Source organism: Bradyrhizobium sp. CW1 (genome assembly GCF_023100665.1).
Classification (GTDB): Bacteria; Pseudomonadota; Alphaproteobacteria; order Rhizobiales; family Xanthobacteraceae; genus Bradyrhizobium; species Bradyrhizobium canariense_D.
This window is the reverse complement of the sequence record NZ_CP064684.1, coordinates 3,279,903-3,300,815: the sequence shown is the minus strand read 5'-3', so window position 1 is coordinate 3,300,815 and position 20,913 is coordinate 3,279,903. Positions and strand designations below refer to the sequence as shown.

Below are 20,913 nucleotides of genomic sequence, written 5' to 3'. Positions count from 1 at the left end.
AAATAGCGCATGAGCATCGCGGCGCTGCGCGACGAAAATGAACAATTGAAAGCGCTTTTGGCGCAAACGCAGGCGGCCTTGAGCGAACATCAGGCGGCGCTGGCGACGTCGGAAGAGGCGCGGCGTCGGTTGGAGGTCATTCTCGGCGAATTGCGACGCGAGAAGTTCGGCGCGACGTCCGAGAAGCTGCGGCCAGATCAGTATCACTTGCCGCTGGAAGACGTGGAGATCGCGCAAGGCATCCTGGACGCGGCGCAGGAGAGAGCCGAGGCTGTGATCAAGGGCCGATCGCGGAGCGCGCCGGATCAAGGTTCTCATCGCAATCGCGGCTGCCTGCCTGCCCATTTGCCGCGGGTGGCACGGATCATCGAGCCTGCGAGTACGCTTTGCCCGTGCGGTTGCGGCGCCATGACGAAGATCGGCGAGGACGTCAGCCAGCGCCTCGACGTGATCCCGGCGCAATGGCGCGTGCTGATCACACGCCGCCCAAAATACATCTGTCGCCGCTGCTCCGGCCCCGTCGTCTCCAAATTTGGCGACCATACGCCATTTTACCGTCAGGCCGAGATCTATGCGCGCCAGGGCATCCGGCTTGATCGGGCGACACTGGGCAACGGTCCGGCCGCGCCTGCTTCCATCTTCAGCCCATCGCGGAACACATGCGCCACCACCTGGCCACGGCGGATCGGCTGTTCATGGACGAGACCAAGGCGCCGGTACTCGATCCGGGCCGCGGCCAAACGAAGAAAGGCTACTTCTGGGCGATTGCCTCAGACGACCGCGGCCACAGCGGCCCAAGTCCGCCGATCGTGCTGTTCCGATATGCCCCCAGTCGCAGCGGTGCCTTCGCTGAGCAGTTCCTGGATGGCTTTGGCGGACGCTTCCTGCAATGCGATGCCTATGACGGTTATGATCGACTGACCGAAGTCGCTCGACTGCAAGGGCCTTGGACGCTCGTGCATTGCTGGAGCCACTTGCGCCGACGCTTCGTCAAATTGGCCCGCAATAGCAAATCGCCGATCGCCGAGGCCGCCATTCGGCACATCGCACAGCTTTACGCCATCGAAGCCATGGTGCGCGGTGCATCGCCGGACATACGGTTGGCCGCGCGCAAGGAGCACTCGCTGCCAATGGTAGCCGCGTTGAAGTCGTGGTTCGAAAAACAGCTGTCGATGATCTCCAGCGGTTCGACGCTCGCCGAGGACATCCGCTACGCGCTCAATCACTGGCAAGGTCTGACCCGCTTCCTCGAAGACGGGCGCCTCGAGCTCGACACCAACCCTGTCGAGAACGCCATCCGGCCAGTCTGCCTGACCAGAAAAAATGCGCTCTTCGCCGGTCATGAGGTCGGAGCCGAAAACTGGGCCTTGCTCGCCTCGATCGTCGCCACCTGCAAGCTCAACGACGTCAACCCGGCCGCCTACATCGCCGAAACACTCGAGACGATCATCGACGGCCATCCCCATAGCCGCATCGAAGACCTCATGCCGTGGCGATTCCGCAAAACGTCAAGCCAGCCTCAATAGGGTTGCGGCTAAGCGCTTACGAACATCCCCGCAACCCCTCGTCAAAAGGCCTGGGCGGTGGGTGTCGCCGTCTTGCTCATCGTCCTTGCAGCGGTCATCGCGCCGTTCGCCCGGATCCAATTGGGCCAGATTAATGGTTTCGTTCCAGTGTTGCAGACCGCGTTGGCCTTGGCCGAGTTCATCACGGCAGCCCTGCTATTTGCTCAATTTTCGATCCAGCCTCAACGGGCACTTCTCGCACTGGCAAGCGGATACGTTTTCAGCGGATCATTCGCATTCTTGCAAACGCTCGCCTTTCCGAACGGATACGCTTCCGCGGGTGTCATTGGGGATGGACTGAACAGCCCCGCTTGGCTTTACGTGCTATGGCACGCAACGTTCCCCGCGGCGATTTTCGGCTACGGGTTCACGAAGGATCATACCGCCGGCGGCAAACCAGGCAAACCTGCAACAGCCGCGATCATAATAGTTGTCGGGTGCATCGGCGCCGCCGTGGCAGGACTGGCGTGGATCGTGAACGCGAAAGCCGAATGGCTTCCTAATTTCTACGTGAACGACGTCAGGCACCAGACCCCTCTCGGCAATCAGGTCAACCTGATACTTTTGCTATGGAATCTGACTGCTCTCACCGTTTTGTTTGCACGCATGCGCACCATTCTTGACCTTTGGCTGATGGTGACTTTGCTCGCCTACTTGCCGAACTTTCTGGTAGCAATCATCGGCAGCTCGGTTCGGTTCACCATCGGTTGGTACGCAGCACGCGGTTTCGTTCTCGTCGGCAGTTGCATGTTGCTGACCGTATTGCTCATCGAAACGATGTTTATCTATTCGCGCCTTGCCAGCGTCATTGCCCTGCAACGACGCGAACGAGCGAACCGGCTTCTCAGCATCGACGCGGTCACTGGCGCGATCGCCCACGAGCTAAGATCGCCATTGGGGGCCATCTCGCTCAATGCTGCGACAGGCCTCAGTCACCTGCGAGCTGCCCCCCTTGAATTGGAGGACCTCGAAAACATCCTGTCTGACATCGAAGCGGACAGCAGCCGCGCCGCTGACATCATATCGAACATTCGCGAGATGACAATCAAAACGGCGCAGGGCGGCGCTTCAGCAAACGTCGAGGATGTCGCCGAGCTTGCGCTGCGACTGTTGAGGCACGATCTCCTTGCCAATGGCGTATCAGTAATTACGGAGTTTCAGGGCAACATTCCCCCAGTCGCTCTGGGCGGCACTGAGCTTCAGCAGATTGTCCTGAACCTCTGCAAAAACGCGCTTGACGCAATGAGTTCTGTCCCCGCCGATCAACGACAGCTCCGTATGAAAACCAGCCTTGATGGTGGCGCAACGGTCCATTTGTCCGTAGAAGACTCCGGCACCGGCATCACACCCCGTCACCAAGAGCGCATCTTCGATCCGTTCTTCACGACGAAACAAGGCGGTATGGGGTTGGGGCTGGCCATCTCCTCCAACCTGGTCGGAAGGTGCGGTGGAAAGCTGAGGCTGGTCAAATCGGACGTCAGGGGCTCCGTTTTCGAGCTGGAAATGCCCGTCTCCGCCCCCGCTTCGGTGCAATGACGGTACGGGACCGTCACGACCATTCCGCCTTTCGCGCGCTCACTTCAGAGAGATCATGATTGTGCTGAGATTAGCGGCGAATTCCACCCCGGCTTTTGGTCCCTGCAGCACCATCGTGACCCCTTTGTCGTTGCGCAGCTGAGCGCCATTGATGCCGCCGATCAGGGCAGCCCCGCCACCGACCGAGCTGTATGCGCCGGCAAAATCGCTGACCTCTCGAATGCCTGAAGCCCAGCCCTCGAGCCACCCAACGGTAGCGCCGACGGTAAAACCCAAGCTTACCCCGCTGATGCGGAACGGATGATGGCGGCCGCGATAGGTCAGCACGCCGCTCCCAGCGCCACCGCCCACGAGCAGCCCCGCCTTTACGATCTTGATCCGGACCTGCGCGGATGCCTGTGCAAACGACGGGGTCGTCGGGATAAGGAGTGCGAGCAGCACGAGGCGTGCCAAACGCCAAAGAAGCCCACGCAAGATCTGCGTGCGTCGCTCAGGGTTTTACACCATCCAGCTTCTTCCAGGTCTGGTCCGGATCGAACGCGCTGATGCGGGAAACGAGGACCTTGGTCCGAGGCCCGAGATCCTTCTGGTAGACAACGCCCGCATGGTTGACCAGGAAGGTCATGACGCCGGAATTGCCGTACTCGGCCGGCCAGGCGACCAGTGCGAAACCTCCGATCATCTTGCCGTTGACGATATAGTTCAGCGCGCCGCCTGGCGTGTTCGATCCCTGCCCCTTCAGGATGCGGAAATAGTAGCCATGATAGGGCGCCGGCCCCTCCTCGGCCTTGTAGCCTTCGGCCGAAGCCTGCGCCGCCAATGCACCGAGCGGGCTCGGGTCGCTGTCGTCGCGCCAGAACAACCCGTCCTTCTTGCCTGCGCTGCTGACGATGCGCTGCGCGTACACGCCAGTACCCTCACCGCGATCCTTGTCGGCGTATTCGTTCTCGGCATCGACAAAGGCGAGACTGGTCTGGATCGCGTCGAGTTCATTGCGGCCGATGCGGCGATACAGGACCTCAATGCGGCCTTCGGCGGTATCGAATTCCCAGCCGGTCCTGGTGTTGACGAGCGGAATCGGGAACGGAAAGTCGTCCGGACCCAACATCAGCACTGCCTTCCTGTTACCTTCCGCCTTGATCGCATGCTTCGCATCATACATCGAGGTGAAGCGTTTCCGGATGTCGACGTCGGCGACCTCGTCGCCGGAGGAAACGATGTCCTCGGCAGCGCTGCCGAGGACTTTCAGGATGGCCCGGTCCGGCCCGCTTTTCACGGCGGCAGCGAGCGCCCCTGCCGCATCCTCCGGTGTCGGATAGGACTGCTGCGCAAGGGATGGCGAGCTCAGGAGCCCAAGCGCAATAATGGCCGGCAAGATGGCGAGACGAAGCGACTTCAAACCCATCATGGCGTCACCTCGCCAGGAATCCGCGCGCCGCTCTCGAGCCAGTCGCGATAGGTACGGAATTTCAGACCGAGCTTTTCGTAATAGACCCGGAGATAGCCGTCGGCTCCGCGGGTGACGGCTACCGGCTTCACGTCCTCGACTTCTTGCGCAATGACGCCGACATAGGCCTTGTCGCTGCCGATATAGCTGAAGCGGTAATAACCAAGACCGCTTGCGAGATGGCCGAGCAGAACGACGTCATGCTTCAGCGCGATATCGGAACGCCGTCCGCCGCCACCACCACCACCACGGCCTCCGCCACCCTGGAAGCCTCCGCCGCCGCCTCGGCCGGCGAAGCTCGCACCTCCGCCACCGCCACCGCGCGGTCCCATGCTCGCCATGCTCGCATGACCACGCGCCGATGCTGCGGCCGCCGAGCGGCCCGACGACACGTTCAGCACGCTTCCGCTACCACCGCGGTTCGCGGCTTTGGCGCCCCCGCCCTTGGCGCCGCCGGCTTTAGGGCCAGCACTCTTTGCGCCGGCATTCTTGGCACCACCGCCCTTGGCCGCGCGATCGCCACCGCCTTTGGCGCGATCGCCTCCCGCCTTGGCGCGATCCCCGGCGCCTTGACGGTCGCCACCTCGGTCGCCAGCGCGATCTGCCGCACGATCCCCAGCGCGATCTGCGCCACCAGGCCGATCCTGTCCCGGCTTCAAGACTTGCTGTCCGTCGCGGCCGCGGAAATCCATGCGGTCGGCGGCGCCGGCCTTCAGATTGCTATTGCCGAAGCGCTGCTGAACGTTGGCGTTGTTGTAGCGTACCCCTTGGCGATGCGACGGATTGTGCTGCCAGCCAGTTCCGATGTTGGTGGTGCGGTGATTGATATAGACGTTGCGGTTACCCCAGTTGCAGCCGCCGCCCCAATAATTGCCCCAGCGACCGATAGCCCAGGCTGTGCCGAACGCGAGACCCGCCGCGACGACGCCTGCGCCGATGTAGGACGGGTAGCCGAAGTAATATGGTGGATACTCGGTGTAGGGCCACGCGCCGTAGACCGTCGCAGGCTCGTAGTACGGCACGTACATCGTATCGGGAACCGCCGGCTCGATCACGACCACCTGCCTGCTTTCCTCGGTCTTGACGCTCACCTTCTGCTGCGTGGTGGTCAGCAGCTTCTTGTTGTCATAAGCCTTGGTCCGCAGCCGCTGGACCGCATCCATCACATCCGATTGCTGCGCGAGCACCGCGTCGCCCAGCACCTTGGTCCAGTCGAGCTTGTCGCTCATCATGGAAAGGACCTCAGCAGTCGAGGCCAGCGCCTTGATGCTGTCATCCCACGGCTGCTTCTCGACTTCAGTCTTTAGGGCATCACCCCTCAGAGTCTTGTGCTCTTTCAGCCAGCGATCGGCCTGAACGACTTCCAGAGGATAGGTGGATGCCGCCAGCACGTTGGCAAGCAACTCGTCGGGATAGAGCGCGATCGGTGCGACCAGAGCTTCGAGCTGCTCGGGCTTGAGCATTTCGGCAGCCGCCCGCGGCTGACCCGGCGTTTGGGCTTGGGCACCTGAGGCGGCCGAAGTGTCCGCAGTTTGGGCTGCCGCGGGCACGGGCGCCAAGAGCAGGACCATCGCGATCAGAGTTCTACCGCAACGAAGCATCGCGTCCTCCCTTGAACCCTCATTGGGCCAAGCATCTTGGACGATCAGTGACCTTTATTGATCAAGATCAAGGAACAAGGAGCTCTCTCGAAGTCCGCGCTATACATTCCACGGCGGCCCGACGTTTGATCCGGTCGAGATCCGGCCGCGCCGCTCAGGCGCTGGAGCCCGGGAGCGCGGACAGCAAAACCCGGCGATCATGAATCAGGCTCTGAAGGCGATGCGCCGCGACATTCAAGGTCGTGACATCGAGCGCATTTTCGTCTCCTGCCGCGGCTTTGGCCTGCTGAGCCTGGAGAACCCGGTCGATTTCGGCCTCGATATCGGACAGTTCGGCTACTGCCTCCGCCCTGCGTATCCGCACACCCAACGCATACAGCAAGTCCAGCCCCCGTTCGGCCTTCGATGGATCGCCTACCCGAAGGAATTTCCAGGCAGCCGCCAGTACCGAGATGAGGCCGCCGAAAATCATGGGCGCGAGAAAGATGATGTTTCCCCATTCGTCCAGAAAGCTCTGCTGCGTTCCGTTGTAGAATGCCGCGGCGCCGGGATGAACCGGGAGAAAGGCGTCCGAATCCGTGCTCGGCGCGGTCATTTGAGAGAGTATCGGCAATTCGCCGAGCAGGTCACCCTGCGCGCCTTCATCAGCGCGTCGGCCAGGCTGCCCGCCACCTCTGCGCTGAGCTGCTTTTGCGCGACCACATAGAACGAAACCCGCAGCGTGGTAAGATCCTCGCTCGGGACAGGCGGCGAACCGCGCAACGTGCCCTTCGGGACATCGAAGCTTTCATAGGCGCGCTGCTTTTCCGCGATGGCACCAGCCGCCTCGACGGGAAGGAGGACCGGCGCGGTCTTCGGCGTCTGCAGAAAGAGACCGCGCAAGAGGGCCAGATACTTTTCGGCAAGAGGAACGACGATCAGAATCGCCCGTACCTCCTTGGCATCGAGTGCCCGCCGCGCGTCTGCCGGTTGGAGATTGCGGAATGACACGTTGGCGCGTCCGAGGCCGTATTCGTCGCTGAGGACGTCGACGACCTTGCGATTTATCTCGCCGCCGATCACGCCGACGCTGGTGCGCTTCAGACCAGCGATTTCGGTAATGGAGGAGCCCGGCGGCGCAACCAGCAGGACAACGGCGTGGGCGAGAACCACGATAGCCTGCGCCTGCGATAGGTCGCCGACGTCGCCGCGGACGACAGCAAGCTCGACCTTTTCCGCCGCAAACTGCTCGGCAGCATCAACCGCGTTGGTCGTTTCCACCAGTCTGAGCCGGACCGGGGCGTTCACCACGGCAAGCCGGCTCGCCAACGCCGATACCAGACGCGTGGCTTCGCCATCCAGCGACCCGACCGCGATGGTCAGCGTCGTCGGGTGAGAGTACCAGCGGTAGCCGAACAGGCCCGCTCCAAGCACGAGCACAACAGCGCTGGCGACAATGAAGGAACGAAGCCAGATCGGCATTTTTGCAGGGACCATGTGGCCCTCATAGTGAATATGCGCTGGGTGGTCGGACTGGCTCATGATGCCAGACCGGCTCAACTGAGGCGCATCGCCGAACCGAAGTGCGATTCAAACCAAAGCGAAGCCGGTCAGTGCCCGCTCAGCACCAGCGTCTTGATCGGCAGCAGCAGCGCCTGAATCCGCAAGAGCATGGCGTGCACGAGGCCGACACCGTCGACAACATGCAGAGCGACGGCCCGACCCGTGCCCGTCTCCTTCGCGGATATCTCCTCGTGATTGCTGGTATAGGCATTGACGATGCAGCTGCTACCCGGCGTCACGCCTTCGAGGCCGCCCTTGTAGAGGGGCTCAAGGAAGGCCAGGATCGTGCCGGGCCGCCCGACGTTCTGCGCCTCGATCAGCTGCTCACCGCTTCGGAACTGGCCGGCTGCGATGTAATCCTGAACACTGGTGACGACCATGGGAATGATCACCCACGGCTTCGATATGCAGGTTGCTTCCGCCACCATGCCGACCTTCATCACCTGTGCCTCGATCTGACCAAAGCCGGCCTGCAAGGCGCGCCGGCCGGCGCCGTCCGGAACCAGCACGCCGGCCGGCCGCATCAGCTGATTGACGACATCACCGGTGCGGACCAGGAATTGCTCCACGCGGCCATCGACGCCGGCGCGAACGAAGGTCTTGTCCAGATCGACCTGCGCTTCGGCCAACGCCGCCTGGGCGCTCGCTTTTTCAGCCGGCAACAGGGTTGAAAGCCGCAACGTCGCCGACGTCTTGGACGCAGTGGCCGAGTCCACACCAGCCTGCCGCTGGTTGACCACGACCTGTAATTTCTCGATATCGCGTTGCGGGACGATGCCGGGGTTGCGGCGCTGCAATTCCGTCTTCACGTCCAACTCGTCCTTGGCCTGCTGAAGGCTGGCCTTGGCTTCCTGGATCTGCGCTTCGGCCTTGACCACGTCGTTTTCCGCGCTTGTCATCGCGGCATCGACCTCAGCGATCTTGCGAGTGGCCGTCTCCAAAGCCGCCTTTTGCTTCGAACTGTCCAGCCTGAAAAGTACGTCGCCTTTCTTCACTGCCTCGCTGTAGCCGACATTGACTTCCGCGACGCGGCCCGAACCCTCGGGCAGGATCGGCACCGTGCGGAAATAGAGCGTGGCCGAGGTCGTCGACGGATGAAAGTAGAAGATCATCGTGATCAGAGAAATCGTGAGCATCAGGCAGCCGGTGATGCCCCATCGCAATTCGTACCAAATGGAAAAGAACGTGATCTCTTTGCCGAAACGTTTGCCTTGGGCATAGCGGCGGTAGAGGTAGTCCGGCAGGATGGTCAGAAGAGAGCAGAACATGAGCTCAAACATGGCTGTGTTCCTTCCCCTTGACGATCGGCTTCTCGACCGGCGGCAGGATTGGCAGTTCGGGCTCGCGGCCCTCACCGGGCGCCGCGTCAGCGATTCTCTCGACCGAGCCTGCGATGCTCCGCAGCGGCGTGCCGAAATCCGGTAGGTCGATCATCGCGAGCAGAAGACCGGCCACCCAGAAAATGTGCATGTGCGTAAAGAGCGAGATGATGCCCAGCACGGCCACGATCTCGAACTGCAGCTTCTGCGACTTGTGCGCCATTCGTTCGGGGAGGCTGTGCAGCTTCCAATAGAGCGTACCGACCCAGAGCACGCTGCCGATCAGGAAGATCCCCATCACCACCATCAGCACGTCCGTGCCGCTTCCCGGCGCGAGATAGAACGGCAGATGATGCGGGGCCAACGGGTGAATTTGCTCGGTCAACGGTAGCTCTCCACCAAAAGGAATGAGGGCAGTACGCGCTCTAGACAACGACCGTGGCAACGCAGGCGAGAAATTGATTGATATGAATCAAAGGTCCGAACGGCGCGGAACCTAGCCTAGCCCTGACTCTACCCCACAGCAAGCCAGGAGCTCGTCAGTCATGCCCGGCATCGATGATCTCATCCCCCACGCCGCGCAAATCCGCAAGGAAGCGGCGCTCGAAGACACTAAAAAGGCCGAAGAATATGTGCGCCTCGCCGCCGCCGCCGAAGCCGAGAAGCGCGCCCTGATCGAGCGGCTGAGCAAGCCGTCCGGCAAGACCGAGGAGGAGAAGATCAAGCTCGCCTCGACCATCATCCAGCGCGCGGTTCGCAACGGTCTGACCGAGGTGCAGGTCTACCGCTTCCCGAACACCCTGTGCACCGACAAGGGCCGCGCCATCAACCAGATGGAGGGAGGATGGGAGAAAACGCTGACGGGAATTCCAAAAGAGATATTCGAGCTCTGGACCGAATACCTCAAGCCGCGCGGCTACCGGATCGGCTATCAGGTCATCGACTTTCCTGGCGGCGTGCCCGGGGATATCGGCGTCATCATTTCGTGGGGCGACTGATCACGTTTCGGCCGGATTGACGGAAGGCGGAGCAGCATGGCGAAGGATCGAGCCACAGAGCGGATGAAGCGCAAGGACTACGAGAAGGAGCTCGAAAAGCTCCAGATCGAGCTTTGCCATCTTCAGGATTATGTGAAGGAAAATAGACTTCGGGTCATCGTCCTGTTCGAAGGCCGCGACGCGGCCGGCAAGGGCGGCACGATCAAGGCGATCACGGAAAAGGTCAGCCCGCGCGTGTTCCGGGTGGTGGCACTGCCGGCGCCATCGGATCGCGAAAAGACGCAGCTTTTCTTCCAGCGCTACATGAAGCAGTTTCCGGCCGGGGGCGAGATCGTGATCTTCGACCGGAGCTGGTACAATCGGGCCGGCGTCGAGTATGTCATGGGATTCTGCTCGCCCGCCGAGCACGATCGTTTCCTCGCGCTCTGCCCGCAAATGGAAAAGTACGCCATCGACGGCGGCATCATCCTGATCAAGATCTGGCTCGAGGTCGGGTTGGACGAGCAGGAGCGCCGCTTCAACGCCCGCATCGACGATCCGGTGCGGCAATGGAAGCTCAGCCCAATGGACATCGAATCCTTCAAGCGCTGGTATGATTATTCGCGCGCGCGCGACCTGATGCTCAAGAAGACGAGCACGAAGGACGCGCCTTGGTACATCATTCGGTCCGACGACAAGCGGCGGGCGCGGCTGAACTGTATCGCGCACATCCTGGAGGCTATCCCGCACAAGCGGATCAAGAAGGACAAGGTGAAGCTGCCGAAGCGCTCCGACAAGGGACGTTACAATGACCAGGCCCCCTTGCGCGGGATGAACTTCGTCGCGGAACGATATTGACGAAGTGATCGCGGGCCGCACGGCGGGCGCGGTCCGATCGTTGACGGTCAGATCGATGCTGCCGACGGACTTCGCTGGGTCCGTCAGCAGCGCATTCTTTCAATACGGATACTGGTTGGGGCAGACCCAATTGCCGTACGTGTCCTGATAACAACCGTTATTGTAGTTGTTGTTGTAGTATCCGTAGGCGCCCGCGGCGGCCGCACCGACGGCGGCGGCACCGTAAGCCGCGCCTCGATAGCCATATCGCGGATAGCCTCCGGGATAACCGGCGACCGGACGACCGGGACGGCCCGCAACGGGGTAACCTGGACGGCCAGGACGACCGGCGATCGGATGGCTTGGCCGCGGACCTCCTGCATAGTGGCGCCCGCCTCCGCCATGGATCCGTCCGGCGTGAACGGCGCCGCCATGAAAACCTCCGGCGCGCATGCCCCCTCCACCTCCACGATAGCCACCACCGCCACCTCCGCGGCGGGCATAGGCATCATCGGGAATGAGCGTGGCCGTGAGAAGAACGACGGCCGCAACAAGAGCCAGAAGATAACGAAGCATGGCATGTCCTCCCTCGATATGGGTGCCGTGATCCGCTTTCGACGATGCCTCGCGGAACGCGGTTGGCACCCGAACGTGGCACTGAGTTGCGGCCGCTTCCCTGACCTATGTGCATGAGAGAAGCAGCCGCCATTCAAGCTAGAGCGCCGCGACCGCCGAAGCGGCGCGACTGCCGCTCTACCGCTTCAAAGCTATCGTCACGCCCCCCACAGCGGCTGACAGCTCCGCACCGACCTTCGGCCCGCTAAGCTGCAGAATCACGCCGTTGCCGTTTTGCAGCTGAACGGCACCTGCGCCGGCGGCGACGGCACCGCCCGCACCGCCCACAGCATAAGAGCCTTCGATCGACTCCGGCCCCCTCAGGTTAAGAGCGCGGCCGACCAGCTTGGTGGTCGAGGCGCCGATTGTGAAGCCGACGCTCATGCCCGAGACGGTGAAGGGATATTTGTGGCCCCGCAGCAGCAGAACGCCCTCGCCGCCACCGACGCCGACGATGAATCCGCCTTTGGTGAAGACCACGGCGACCTGGCCGGTCTCTGCCTGCGACGGCGTGCTGAAGCCGGCACTTATCAGCAGAGCAGTCAAGGCGACACGGATGGCGACTTTTCTCATGAGATTCGTTTCCTCTGGTTGTTATGCCGATCTATTGAGCCAGTATCATCGCGAAGTAGCCAAACACGGTGAGCAGAATGCCCGATACGGCGTAGCCGACTGGGAACCCGATCCAGGGCACGGAGCTCTGGATTTCCACCGCGGCTTCGCGGCACGGACCGGAGTGCGACCGCGCACCGGCAACGCCGCCCATCAGCACGGCCGGATTGATCTTGAAGACGTGGAAGCCGATCGCCCAGACGACGAACGGCGGGATCGTGCAGGCGATGAAGCCAGCGACGAAGATCTTCAACGCGACCGCACCCGTGAGCTGCGCCAACAACCCGGCGCCGGCATTGATGCCGACGATGGCGACGAAGACCACGAGGCCGAGATCCTCCAGCACATTGCGCGCCGCGTTCGGTGTGTTGCCGAAGAAGCGCAGTCGGGAGACCAGCGACGAGACGATCACGCCGGACAGCAGCAGTCCGCCGGCATTGCCGAGGCCGATCTTGGCGCCGAAGGCTGGAAATTCGATCATCCCGATCAGGAAGCCGATGATCATGCCGGCGGCGAGCGTCAGCAGATCGGTCGAAGTGTTGGTCCGCGCAATGCGTCCCCACATCTCGCCGAGCTCGTTGACGGCCGACTTGATACCGACCACCGAGACGATGTCCATCCGCTGCAACTCCGTCTTGAGACCGGCCGGAATCTGCACGCCGCCACGTTCGACCTTGGTGACCTGCAGCTGGCCGGCAATCGCGGTCTCACGGAAGGACTCGAAGGTGCGTCCGACCATCTCCTTGTTGGTGACCAGGATGTCCGCCTGATCCATGGGAATGCCGAGCGCCTTGGCGTCGGCAACCTCAGGGCCAATCAGTCCCATCTTGTCGGTCAGATGCTCGGTCGCGCCACCGAGCGCGACGAGGTCTCCCTTTTGCAGCACGACGTCGGGATCGGCTCCCAACGGCTGACCGCCTCGCACCACGTTGACGATGCGGTATTCCGGGTTGATCGTGCGGAATTTGGCGATGCTCATGCCGACCTGGGCCGGATTTTCGAGCCGGTAGGCGCGCAGGCCGAACTGCCGATAGCCGGTCAGGCCGCCACCCTCGAGATCCTTGACGCCAAATTCCTTCTCGTATTGCCTGGCAGCCGCCTTGGCATCGACGCCCCACCAGCGCGGCAGGTATTTGCAGATCAAGATGATGCCGACTGTGCCCCAGATATAGGTAATGCCGTAGGACAGCGCGATCATGCCCGACGCGTCCTCGGGCTTCATGCCGTCAGGAAGCTTGACGACACCTGAGGTGATGGCCTGCTCGGCTGAGCCGATCGCGGCGGACATCGTCTGCGACCCCGCCAGCATGCCGCCGGCAGCGCCGATCGGCAGCGCAAAGAGCTTTGAAAGCATAACGACAAGCGCCAGACCGAGAACGCTCGACACCAGCGCCAGGATGCAGAACTTGAGACCGTCGCCCTTCAGGCTGTTGATGAAGGACGGTCCCACACGTAAGCCGACGCCATACATGAACAAATAGTAGAACAGACTCTTGGCGAACGTGTTCAGCTCAAGCTTCACGCCGTAGACCGACGCCCAAACCGAAAGGGCTGCGCCCACCACGATGGCGCCGGCGACCATGCCGAGGCCGTAACCCTTGATGCTGGCACGGCCGATCCAGACGGCGAGGCCAACGACGAAGAACAGCAACAGAAACGGGTTCTGCTGCAAGAACGTGAAAAAGCTCTGCATGTCCGTCCCCTTTATTACGATGCCGCCTTCAGCTTCGGCGCGGCGCCGGGCTTGGGCCGGCCAATCTTCGCCAGGGCTTCGGCACGTACGAGCTTCAGCCCCTCCTTGGCGTCGTAGCCGTGGATTTCCTTCACATCGAGCTTGCGCATGAAGTCGATGGTTTCCTGGGTGATGACCTGCCCCGGCACCATGATCGGGAAGCCCGGCGGATACGGGATCACGAAACTGGCAGAGACGAGGTCGGGACCGGCCTTGAGGCGACGGTCGATCTCGGGATCGCCGAGCCGGATATATTCGCATCCCGCCGCGTCGTAGGCCGAGTAGAAGCCGCTGCGGATATCGCCCTCATTGGTCCTGGTGCCGGCATCGCCACGGAAACTGTCGTGGAACTGCGAGAAGTTCGGCAGGTCGGGCACATCGGTCATCAGGCTCTTGACCCGCGCCTCGAAGGTCTTCTTCGCATTGGCGCCACCCTGAACCAGTCCACGATCGACCTCGCCCGCAATCTCGGCCAGCACCCTCACCAGATGCGCAACATCGCTGCGGGTATTGTTGATGTTGGACTGGAACAGCACCGAATTGCGCGAGGTCTTGTTGATCTGGATGTTGTACTCGTTTGCCAGGATTCCCTTGAACTGCGTACCGTCGTATCCGGCGGTGCCGCACACCAACGTCATGCGGGTCGGATCGAGGCAGAACTCGTCGTCGTCAAGGCTCTTCAGGACACTCGCCCAGTTTGTGCCGGTGGCCAGATAGTCGGTGAAGCCGCTCTGGCGGTATTGCGCCGGCACCATCGCGTCCGCACCGAGAATCCGGAAGTATTTCGAGATCAGTGGATTGTTGTTGACCGCTTTGCGGATCGCGAACGCGATTTCGATCGCGTTCGCTACCAGACCATAGCCCTCGAGCTCCATCTGACGCCGCGAGACGTCGAGGCTCGCGATGAGCTGCTGGTTCGGGCTGGTCGACGCGTGCGTGAACACCGCCTCCTTGAACTGTTGCTCGACGGTATGGAATTCGACGTCCTTGACCGACAGCATCGAGCCCTGCCGGATTGCCGACATCGACTTGTGGGTCGAGTTGGTCTGGTAGACGCGCAAGCGGATCTGACGCGGATCGGGAATCAGTCGGGTCTTGAGCAGCACCTCGTCCGATGGATTCTTGTCGAGCTCGGCCTGCTGCTTCTCGTAAGCCGCAACCGATTTCGGGTCGTGCATCCAGGCCTCGATCTCGTTCGCGGCGCCCATCGCGGTCCGCCGCCGCAGGAACGGCGAGAAGCGTGCAAAGCCGAACCAGGCTTCATCCCACAGGAAGATCAGATCGGGCTTGATCGCGAGGCATTCCTCCATCACCCGGCGGGTGTTATAGATGTGGCCGTCGAAGGTGCAGTTGGTCAGGTCGAGCATCTTGACGCGGTCCAGCCGGCCATCTGCCCGCGCATTCAGCAGCGCCTGCTTGATGGTCTGCAGCGGCACCGCGCCGTACATCGAATACTCGGTCATCGGGAACGCTTCGACATAGATCGGCTGGGCGCCGGCCAGAACCATGCCGTAGTGGTGCGACTTGTGGCAGTTGCGATCCACGATCGCGATATCGCCTGGCCCGAGCAGCGCCTGCACCGCCATCTTGTTGGAGGTCGAGGTGCCGTTGGTCACGAAGAACACGCGATCCGCGCCGAGCGCGCGTGCCGCCTTGTCCTGCGCTTTCTTGATGGTGCCGGTCGGCTCCAGCAGGCTGTCGAGGCCGCCGGTGGTGGCGCTGCTTTCGGCCAGGAACAGATTCAAGCCATAGAACTCGCCCATGTCGCGGATCCAGTCCGACCTGAAGACAGATTTGCCGCGAGCGATCGGCAGCGCATGGAACGTGCCGATCGGGCGTTGCGCGTATTTCTTCAGGTTGTCGAAGAATGGCGTATCGAATCGATCCTGGATCCCTTCGAGGATGGAGAGATGGAGCTCGAGGAGCTCCTCGATGGAGTAGAATATCCGCCGAGCCACATTGGCCTCGGGGTTCCCCGCCATTTCCTCGACGTCGCGATTCGACATCAGATAGATGTCGAGCTCGGGACGTACCCGCTTGATGACGTGGGCTAGCCGGAGCGCGGACGCGTCCGACTCGTCATTGATCCCCGCGGCGGCGGTCATGGTGCGCAATACCGGCGCGTCGTGACGCGAGCGCAGAGCGAACCCCTCGTTGATGACGACGGCGGCGATATTGGGCTTGAGCATCGTCGCGCAGAAGGCGTCTTCCAGACTTCCGACGATCACCGGCTCATAGACGAACGAATCGACCGGACGCCGCAACTTGCGCCATTCGGCAGCGAGAGCTGGCCACTTCTCGGAGGAGACGCCGGTGACGACCAGCGTTTCGAAATAGGGTCGCCGAGCTGCATGCGATCCGAAAGTTGACGGCACAAGCTCGGGCGCATCACCGTCGCCGTCGTCCTTGGCATCCCAGTCGCCGGCAAGCTGGCGGAAGGATCTCGTCATCAACGCCTGCGTAATGCGCGTCGCGAGAGCAAGTGAACCCGCCGCATCCCCGGCCGAGGCGGCTTCCCGCAAAGCCGCCATCAACTGCAGCCCCGGATAGCCGTGAAACTCCTCTATCACGGAGAGATCGGCCAGGGCCGCGTCAAACATCGCACGGTCGCCGCCGCGCGCCCATGCTTTGGCTGCTTCGACCAGATCGCGCCAGTTGTCTGCCCGTCCGCCGGGCCCGGAAATGAACTGATCGATGCGCTTCTCTGCAGGCTTGGCGTCCTTGGACATGTCTCTCTCCGGATCTTTGCGAGGTCGCAGCCGGATCGTGATGCCCGCTCACCTCGGTTTATTGATCCAAGTCAACGGACGCGCATCTTGAAGAGACCCGAAGCACCTCGCGATGCAATATCGTCCGAGGTGGTTGCCCGATTCCGATTGCAGGCGAGAGAGATCGGATCAGAGCCGGGTGGCCAACACGCCGGCCGGATCCTCCGATATGGGATCAGACGATTGCTTGCTTTCACCGAGCACGCTGTCGACCGAGCGAAGCCAAATCGCACTGTCGGTCTTTTCCGCCAATCCCTCGGCCCGCAGCAGATCGCGCAATTGTGCATGTGCACCGACGATGCAGAAGGCGATATGGACCGAGGCGAGCTTGTCGTGAAGGTCGTGCAACATGCGCGCCCCAGCCAAATCAATGTAGGGCGAAGCGGAGAGATCGCAGACAACCAGCCTGATATCGGACGACTTCAGCAAGGCATCCGACACTGTTTCCAGGATTGTTTCGGCATTGATGTAAAGCAGCGAGGCTTCCGGTCGAAAGGCGATGATACCGACCAATGGCTCGACGCCTTCGTGCCTCGCATCATCGGAGTAGCGGCCGGTGCCCGGGAGCCGGCCGAGGAAGGCGACATTCGGACGTGAGGCTCGCGCCAGGAGCAGGACAATCGAGGCAATCGCCGCCAGCAGAACGCCTTGCAATATCCCCAGGAGCAGCACGGATACCAGCGCAATTGCCGCAGCGTTAAAGTCGATGCGGCTGACCTGCCACATCCGCAACAGCGCGCGGATGTCCACCAGCCTGTAAACGGCAGCAAAGACGATCGCCGCCAGCACCGCCTTGGGCAGATTCGTCAGGGCTCCCGTGAAGAACAGCAGGCACAGTGCCAGCGTCGTCGAACAGATCACCAGAGCCAGGGGCGTGCGCGCGCCCGCATTGTCATTGACGGCAGATTGCGACAATCCGCCCGCCACGGGGTAGCCGTGGCCGAATGCGGCGACGAGGTTGGCCGCGCCAAGCCCCAAAAACTCCTGACGGACATCAAGGGCATAGCCATGCTTGGCAGCAAAGCTGCGCGCGGCGGAGACACCTTCGATATAGGCCAGCAGCACGCATCCCGCAGCCAGCGGGAACAGTTCGTCCGGCTCCAACAGACCAAAGCTGGGTAGTCCAAACGCCGGCAATCCCTCCGGAATTTTGCCGGTCACCGGCACGCCAAGCGATGGAAGGCCAAGCAGTGTCGCCAGCATGATCGATAGCGCCATGATCGTGAGCCCGACCGGCTTTCCCCGCAGCCACCGCTCTCCCACAAGCAGGGACAAGAGAGCGAGGGCTCCGATCGCCAGAACCAGCCAATTGATGCCGCCGAGCTGACCCGCGAGCTTGATGGCGCGATCGAAAAAATTGTGACCGCCTCCGGCAACGCCGAACAGGCTCGGCAACTGGCTCATCATGATGGTAAGTCCCGCGCCGGCCTTGAAACCGACCAGGATACTGTCGCTCACCAAGCGGACGAGAACGCTGAGCTTGAACAACCAGGCGATCAGGCACAGCAGCGCCACCGCGCAGGCGGCCAGGCTCGCGATCTCGGCATATTTCGCCGCGTCTCCGCCGGCCAGCGTCCCGACGGTCGCCGCAATCATCAGCGAGATCGCCGAGGTTGGACCTATTGCAAGCTGGCGCGACGACCCCAGCAGCGCATAGCCGATGCCGCCGAGCATGTAGCCGTAGATGCCGATCTGAGGCGGCAGGCCCGCCAGCGTCGCATAGGCAAGTGACACAGGGAGGGCGTACGCCGCAAGCGTAATGCCGGCGATGGCGTCCGAACGCAGCCAAGCGCTACGGTACTGCGCCAACCATGTCGCCGGCGGAAACAGGAAAGTCCAGCGCGATCTGCGGTTGGATGAGGTCATGAGCTGGCCTCCTCGCCTGGACTTTCGCAACGCAACAGCACAACCAGCAGCGCGATCACGGGGACACCGAGCGCCAAATTCGGGATCTGCTTGGTCGCGAAGGCGCCAAGAGCCGCGCCGAGGCCGAACGTGATACACAAGACAACGAAAATGCCGGGGAGCCGTAGCGCCCCCTCGCCAGACGCTACAGCAAACACAGCTTCAATCGCCTGCCGCATGTTGCCCGTGATCATGACGGAGCTGTAGAGCACGCCTTCGACCCTCGTGAAGACGGCGCTCTGTACGGCGGCGACGAAGGAAATGCCAAGCGTTCCCGCAAGATCCGGCAGGCGATTGTGCAGGATGGCGATAGTAACCAGCAGCAGGATTTCGATCAGCGTACCGATCGCGCTGGCGCGCGCTCCGGTTGCCCGTCGCAGCCATGCAGCGACCAGGATACCGGCGGCGAATGCAAGGATCGGCGGAACGAAGTGCAGCGCCTTCGTCCAATTTCCGATCGAGCCATAAACCCACAACAGCACAAGGTTTGCGGTCTGGGCATTGGCCATCACGCCGTGGATGATCCACGTAAAGGCGTCGATATAGCCCCCGGCGAAGGCAAGCAGCAGCGCAATCGGCACCGTTTCGTCGCGGCGTATCGACGAAGCAGCGGCAGTATCCATCGTGCTCATGTCCGAAGGTCGGCTTTGACTCTTGAGGCTCCACAAGAAGCGAGCTTGCCGCCGACCAGGATTGATCTGGATCAACTGTCGCCAGCTTTCGGCAACGAGATTGGCCCCTAACTACTGGAGGCAATGCGCCATGATTACCGTCAGGTGGATCATCTCTGCCGCGCCGGAAATCTTCCTGCTGCTGTCGGTCGCGCTCGGCACCATCCTTGGCCGCGTCCGTATTTTTGGATTTTCGATCGGCACCACCGCATGCACGCTCATCGTGGCGGTCCTGATCGGGCAGCTCGGCACCTTCACATTTCCAGCGCTACTGAGAGTCATCCTCTTCAGCCTGTTCGTATTCACGATCGGGTACCGGTCGGGGCCAGAGTTCTTTGCTTCTCTGAGCATCCGGACCTTGGCGCAGGTCGCCCTCGCGCTCGTGCTTGGCGGCACCGGGCTTGTCATCGTTCTCATATTTGCCAAGGCATTCGCACTCGGTCCCGGCACCGCTTCGGGGCTCGCTGCGGGAGCCCTGACGCAATCTTCGGTGATCGGCACCGCGTCCGGCGCGCTGGCCCAACTCGGGCTCGCCAAGGACGTGCTGGAGCAGCAGGAGGCGAATATCGCCGCCGGATACGCGGTGACGTACGTCCTTGGTTACATCCTCACGCTTCTGTTCGTACCCTTTGTCGCGCCGAAATTGATGCGGATCGATTTGAAGGCGGAGGCTGCGAAGCTGGAAGCGGAGCTGTCAGGAGGAAACCCGCCGCAGACCGAAAATCTGCATTATCGAAAGTTCCAGGCGCGCGCGTACCGGGTGTCGGCAGCGGCGGGACGCACGGTCGGCGCCGTCGAAGACGAGATCGGCAGCCGCAGTGTAATCGAGCGGATCGTGCGCGGGGGAGCTGACGTCGAGCCGCATCGTGACACGGTTCTTGAAGCGGCCGACGACATCGTCATCGCGGGTCGCACGGCGGCCATTGTCGCCGCAAAGCCGATTGTTGGCACCGAAATCGACGCCGACGAGATCCTGAAGGCTCTTCCAGGCAATGTGGTCGACGTCCTCGTCGACAATCGCAAGCTCCACGGCCGCTCCGTCAAGGACGTGGCCGACCGCGTCGGCGACGCCGCGCGCGGCGTGTTCCTGCGCACCTTGACGCGGATGGGACGCGAGGTCCCCTTGAGCGCGGAGACCCGCGTCTATGTCGGTGATGTCATGACGCTGGTCGGCAGCACCCGCAACATCGAGCGCGCCGCCTCGCAGGTTGGACAGATCCTGAGCTCCGAAGACCGTACCGACATCGCATTCCTTGCCGCAGGCATTGCCATAGGTCTGCTTGCCGGTCTCGTGAGCGTCAAGATCGGGTCTGTGCCCCTGACGTTGGGAGGTGGCGGCGGCGCCCTGATTGCAGGGCTTTTCTGCGGCTGGCTGCGCTCTCGGCGGCCGACGATGGGTGCAATGCCTCCCGCAGCGCAGCAGACGCTGAGCGACCTCGGGCTCGGCGGCTTCATCGCCGCGATCGGGCTCGGCAACGGCCACGCGGCCTGGGTCGCGATCCAGTCGCACGGCTTGTTACTGGTCGGCATGGGCCTGGTCGTCACGCTGGTGCCGCTGATCGTGACCACCCTGTTTGCCCATCGCGTGCTCCGCATGAACCCGGTCATCATTTGCGGAGCGCTGGCCGGCGCCATGACGGTCGACGCCGCCGTGACCGGCGCCTGCGAAGTTGCAGAAAGCCAAACCCCCGTCCTCGGAGTCGCCGTGCCTTACGCTGTCGGCAACGTTGTGCTCACCGTGCTTGGACCGATCATCGTGGCCAGCACTTTCGCCGGCTGAAGGAGG

General features: G+C 62.3%; 15 protein-coding genes and 2 pseudogenes. 5 read left to right on the top strand and 12 right to left on the bottom strand.

Annotation, left to right across the window (positions count from 1 at the left end; genetic code table 11):
- Positions 1 to 9: 9 nt before the first annotated feature.
- Together IVB54_RS16090 and IVB54_RS16085 are read left to right on the top strand one after the other, a co-directional pair.
- Positions 10 to 1,526: pseudogene (locus IVB54_RS16090) on the top strand (IS66 family transposase).
- Between the two features lie 72 nt (positions 1,527 to 1,598).
- Positions 1,599 to 3,101 carry an MASE4 domain-containing protein gene (locus IVB54_RS16085; RefSeq protein WP_247777360.1) on the top strand — a complete coding sequence of 501 codons (1,503 nt, stop codon included), beginning with the start codon at positions 1,599 to 1,601 and terminating at the stop codon, positions 3,099 to 3,101.
- 39 nt (positions 3,102 to 3,140) lie between these two features.
- Here the strand turns inward: IVB54_RS16085 and IVB54_RS16080 are convergent, their stop codons facing one another.
- The 6 genes and pseudogenes from IVB54_RS16080 to IVB54_RS16055 form a co-directional block, all read right to left on the bottom strand.
- The gene (locus IVB54_RS16080; protein ID WP_247362300.1) at positions 3,141 to 3,542 is read right to left on the bottom strand and encodes a hypothetical protein; all 402 of its coding nucleotides are present in this window, start codon (positions 3,540 to 3,542) and stop codon (positions 3,141 to 3,143) included.
- 49 nt (positions 3,543 to 3,591) lie between these two features.
- A complete protein-coding gene (locus IVB54_RS16075; RefSeq protein ID WP_247362297.1) occupies positions 3,592 to 4,509 on the bottom strand; it encodes a DUF2950 domain-containing protein in 918 nt (305 codons plus the stop codon).
- Positions 4,506 to 6,149 carry a DUF3300 domain-containing protein gene (locus IVB54_RS16070; protein WP_247368051.1) on the bottom strand — a complete coding sequence of 548 codons (1,644 nt, stop codon included), beginning with the start codon at positions 6,147 to 6,149 and terminating at the stop codon, positions 4,506 to 4,508. Before IVB54_RS16070 ends, IVB54_RS16075 begins: the two co-directional genes overlap by 4 nt.
- A gap of 154 nt (positions 6,150 to 6,303) precedes the next feature.
- A pseudogene (locus IVB54_RS16065) lies at positions 6,304 to 7,625 on the bottom strand (TAXI family TRAP transporter solute-binding subunit).
- A gap of 113 nt (positions 7,626 to 7,738) precedes the next feature.
- Positions 7,739 to 8,971: a biotin/lipoyl-binding protein gene (locus IVB54_RS16060; RefSeq protein WP_247362291.1), complete on the bottom strand. Its 1,233-nt coding sequence runs from the start codon at positions 8,969 to 8,971 to the stop codon at positions 7,739 to 7,741.
- Positions 8,964 to 9,395: a hypothetical protein gene (locus IVB54_RS16055; RefSeq protein ID WP_231190719.1), complete on the bottom strand. Its 432-nt coding sequence runs from the start codon at positions 9,393 to 9,395 to the stop codon at positions 8,964 to 8,966. The genes IVB54_RS16060 and IVB54_RS16055 overlap by 8 nt, the downstream gene beginning before the upstream one ends.
- Positions 9,396 to 9,555: 160 nt before the next feature.
- On the opposite strand from IVB54_RS16055, the gene IVB54_RS16050 reads away from it, so the two are divergent.
- Together IVB54_RS16050 and ppk2 are read left to right on the top strand one after the other, a co-directional pair.
- Positions 9,556 to 10,008, top strand: a complete 453-nt coding sequence (locus IVB54_RS16050; protein ID WP_247362288.1) for a hypothetical protein — start codon at positions 9,556 to 9,558, stop codon at positions 10,006 to 10,008.
- Between the two features lie 36 nt (positions 10,009 to 10,044).
- Positions 10,045 to 10,845, top strand: a complete 801-nt coding sequence (gene ppk2, locus IVB54_RS16045; protein ID WP_247362285.1) for a polyphosphate kinase 2 — start codon at positions 10,045 to 10,047, stop codon at positions 10,843 to 10,845.
- Between the two features lie 99 nt (positions 10,846 to 10,944).
- Here the strand turns inward: ppk2 and IVB54_RS16040 are convergent, their stop codons facing one another.
- The 6 genes from IVB54_RS16040 to IVB54_RS16015 form a co-directional block, all read right to left on the bottom strand.
- A complete protein-coding gene (locus IVB54_RS16040) occupies positions 10,945 to 11,400 on the bottom strand; it encodes a hypothetical protein (protein ID WP_247362282.1) in 456 nt (151 codons plus the stop codon).
- Positions 11,401 to 11,577: 177 nt separating this feature from the next.
- Entirely contained in the window at positions 11,578 to 12,012 is a 435-nt protein-coding gene (locus IVB54_RS16035) for a hypothetical protein (protein ID WP_247362280.1), read from the bottom strand.
- Between the two features lie 31 nt (positions 12,013 to 12,043).
- Positions 12,044 to 13,744: a transporter gene (locus IVB54_RS16030; RefSeq protein ID WP_247368047.1), complete on the bottom strand. Its 1,701-nt coding sequence runs from the start codon at positions 13,742 to 13,744 to the stop codon at positions 12,044 to 12,046.
- Between the two features lie 14 nt (positions 13,745 to 13,758).
- Positions 13,759 to 16,512 carry a decarboxylase gene (locus tag IVB54_RS16025; RefSeq protein WP_247777358.1) on the bottom strand — a complete coding sequence of 918 codons (2,754 nt, stop codon included), beginning with the start codon at positions 16,510 to 16,512 and terminating at the stop codon, positions 13,759 to 13,761.
- 168 nt (positions 16,513 to 16,680) lie between these two features.
- On the bottom strand, positions 16,681 to 18,417 hold the full coding sequence (locus tag IVB54_RS16020; protein ID WP_247362271.1) for a SulP family inorganic anion transporter: 1,737 nt from the start codon (positions 18,415 to 18,417) through the stop codon (positions 16,681 to 16,683).
- Positions 18,414 to 19,088, bottom strand: a complete 675-nt coding sequence (locus IVB54_RS16015) for a YoaK family protein (RefSeq protein WP_247777515.1) — start codon at positions 19,086 to 19,088, stop codon at positions 18,414 to 18,416. Before IVB54_RS16015 ends, IVB54_RS16020 begins: the two co-directional genes overlap by 4 nt.
- A 130-nt stretch (positions 19,089 to 19,218) precedes the next feature.
- Between IVB54_RS16015 and IVB54_RS16010 the strand changes: the two genes are divergently transcribed.
- Positions 19,219 to 20,907, top strand: coding sequence for a transporter (locus IVB54_RS16010; protein ID WP_247362270.1), 1,689 nt, complete (start codon positions 19,219 to 19,221; stop codon positions 20,905 to 20,907).
- Positions 20,908 to 20,913 lie beyond the last annotated feature (6 nt).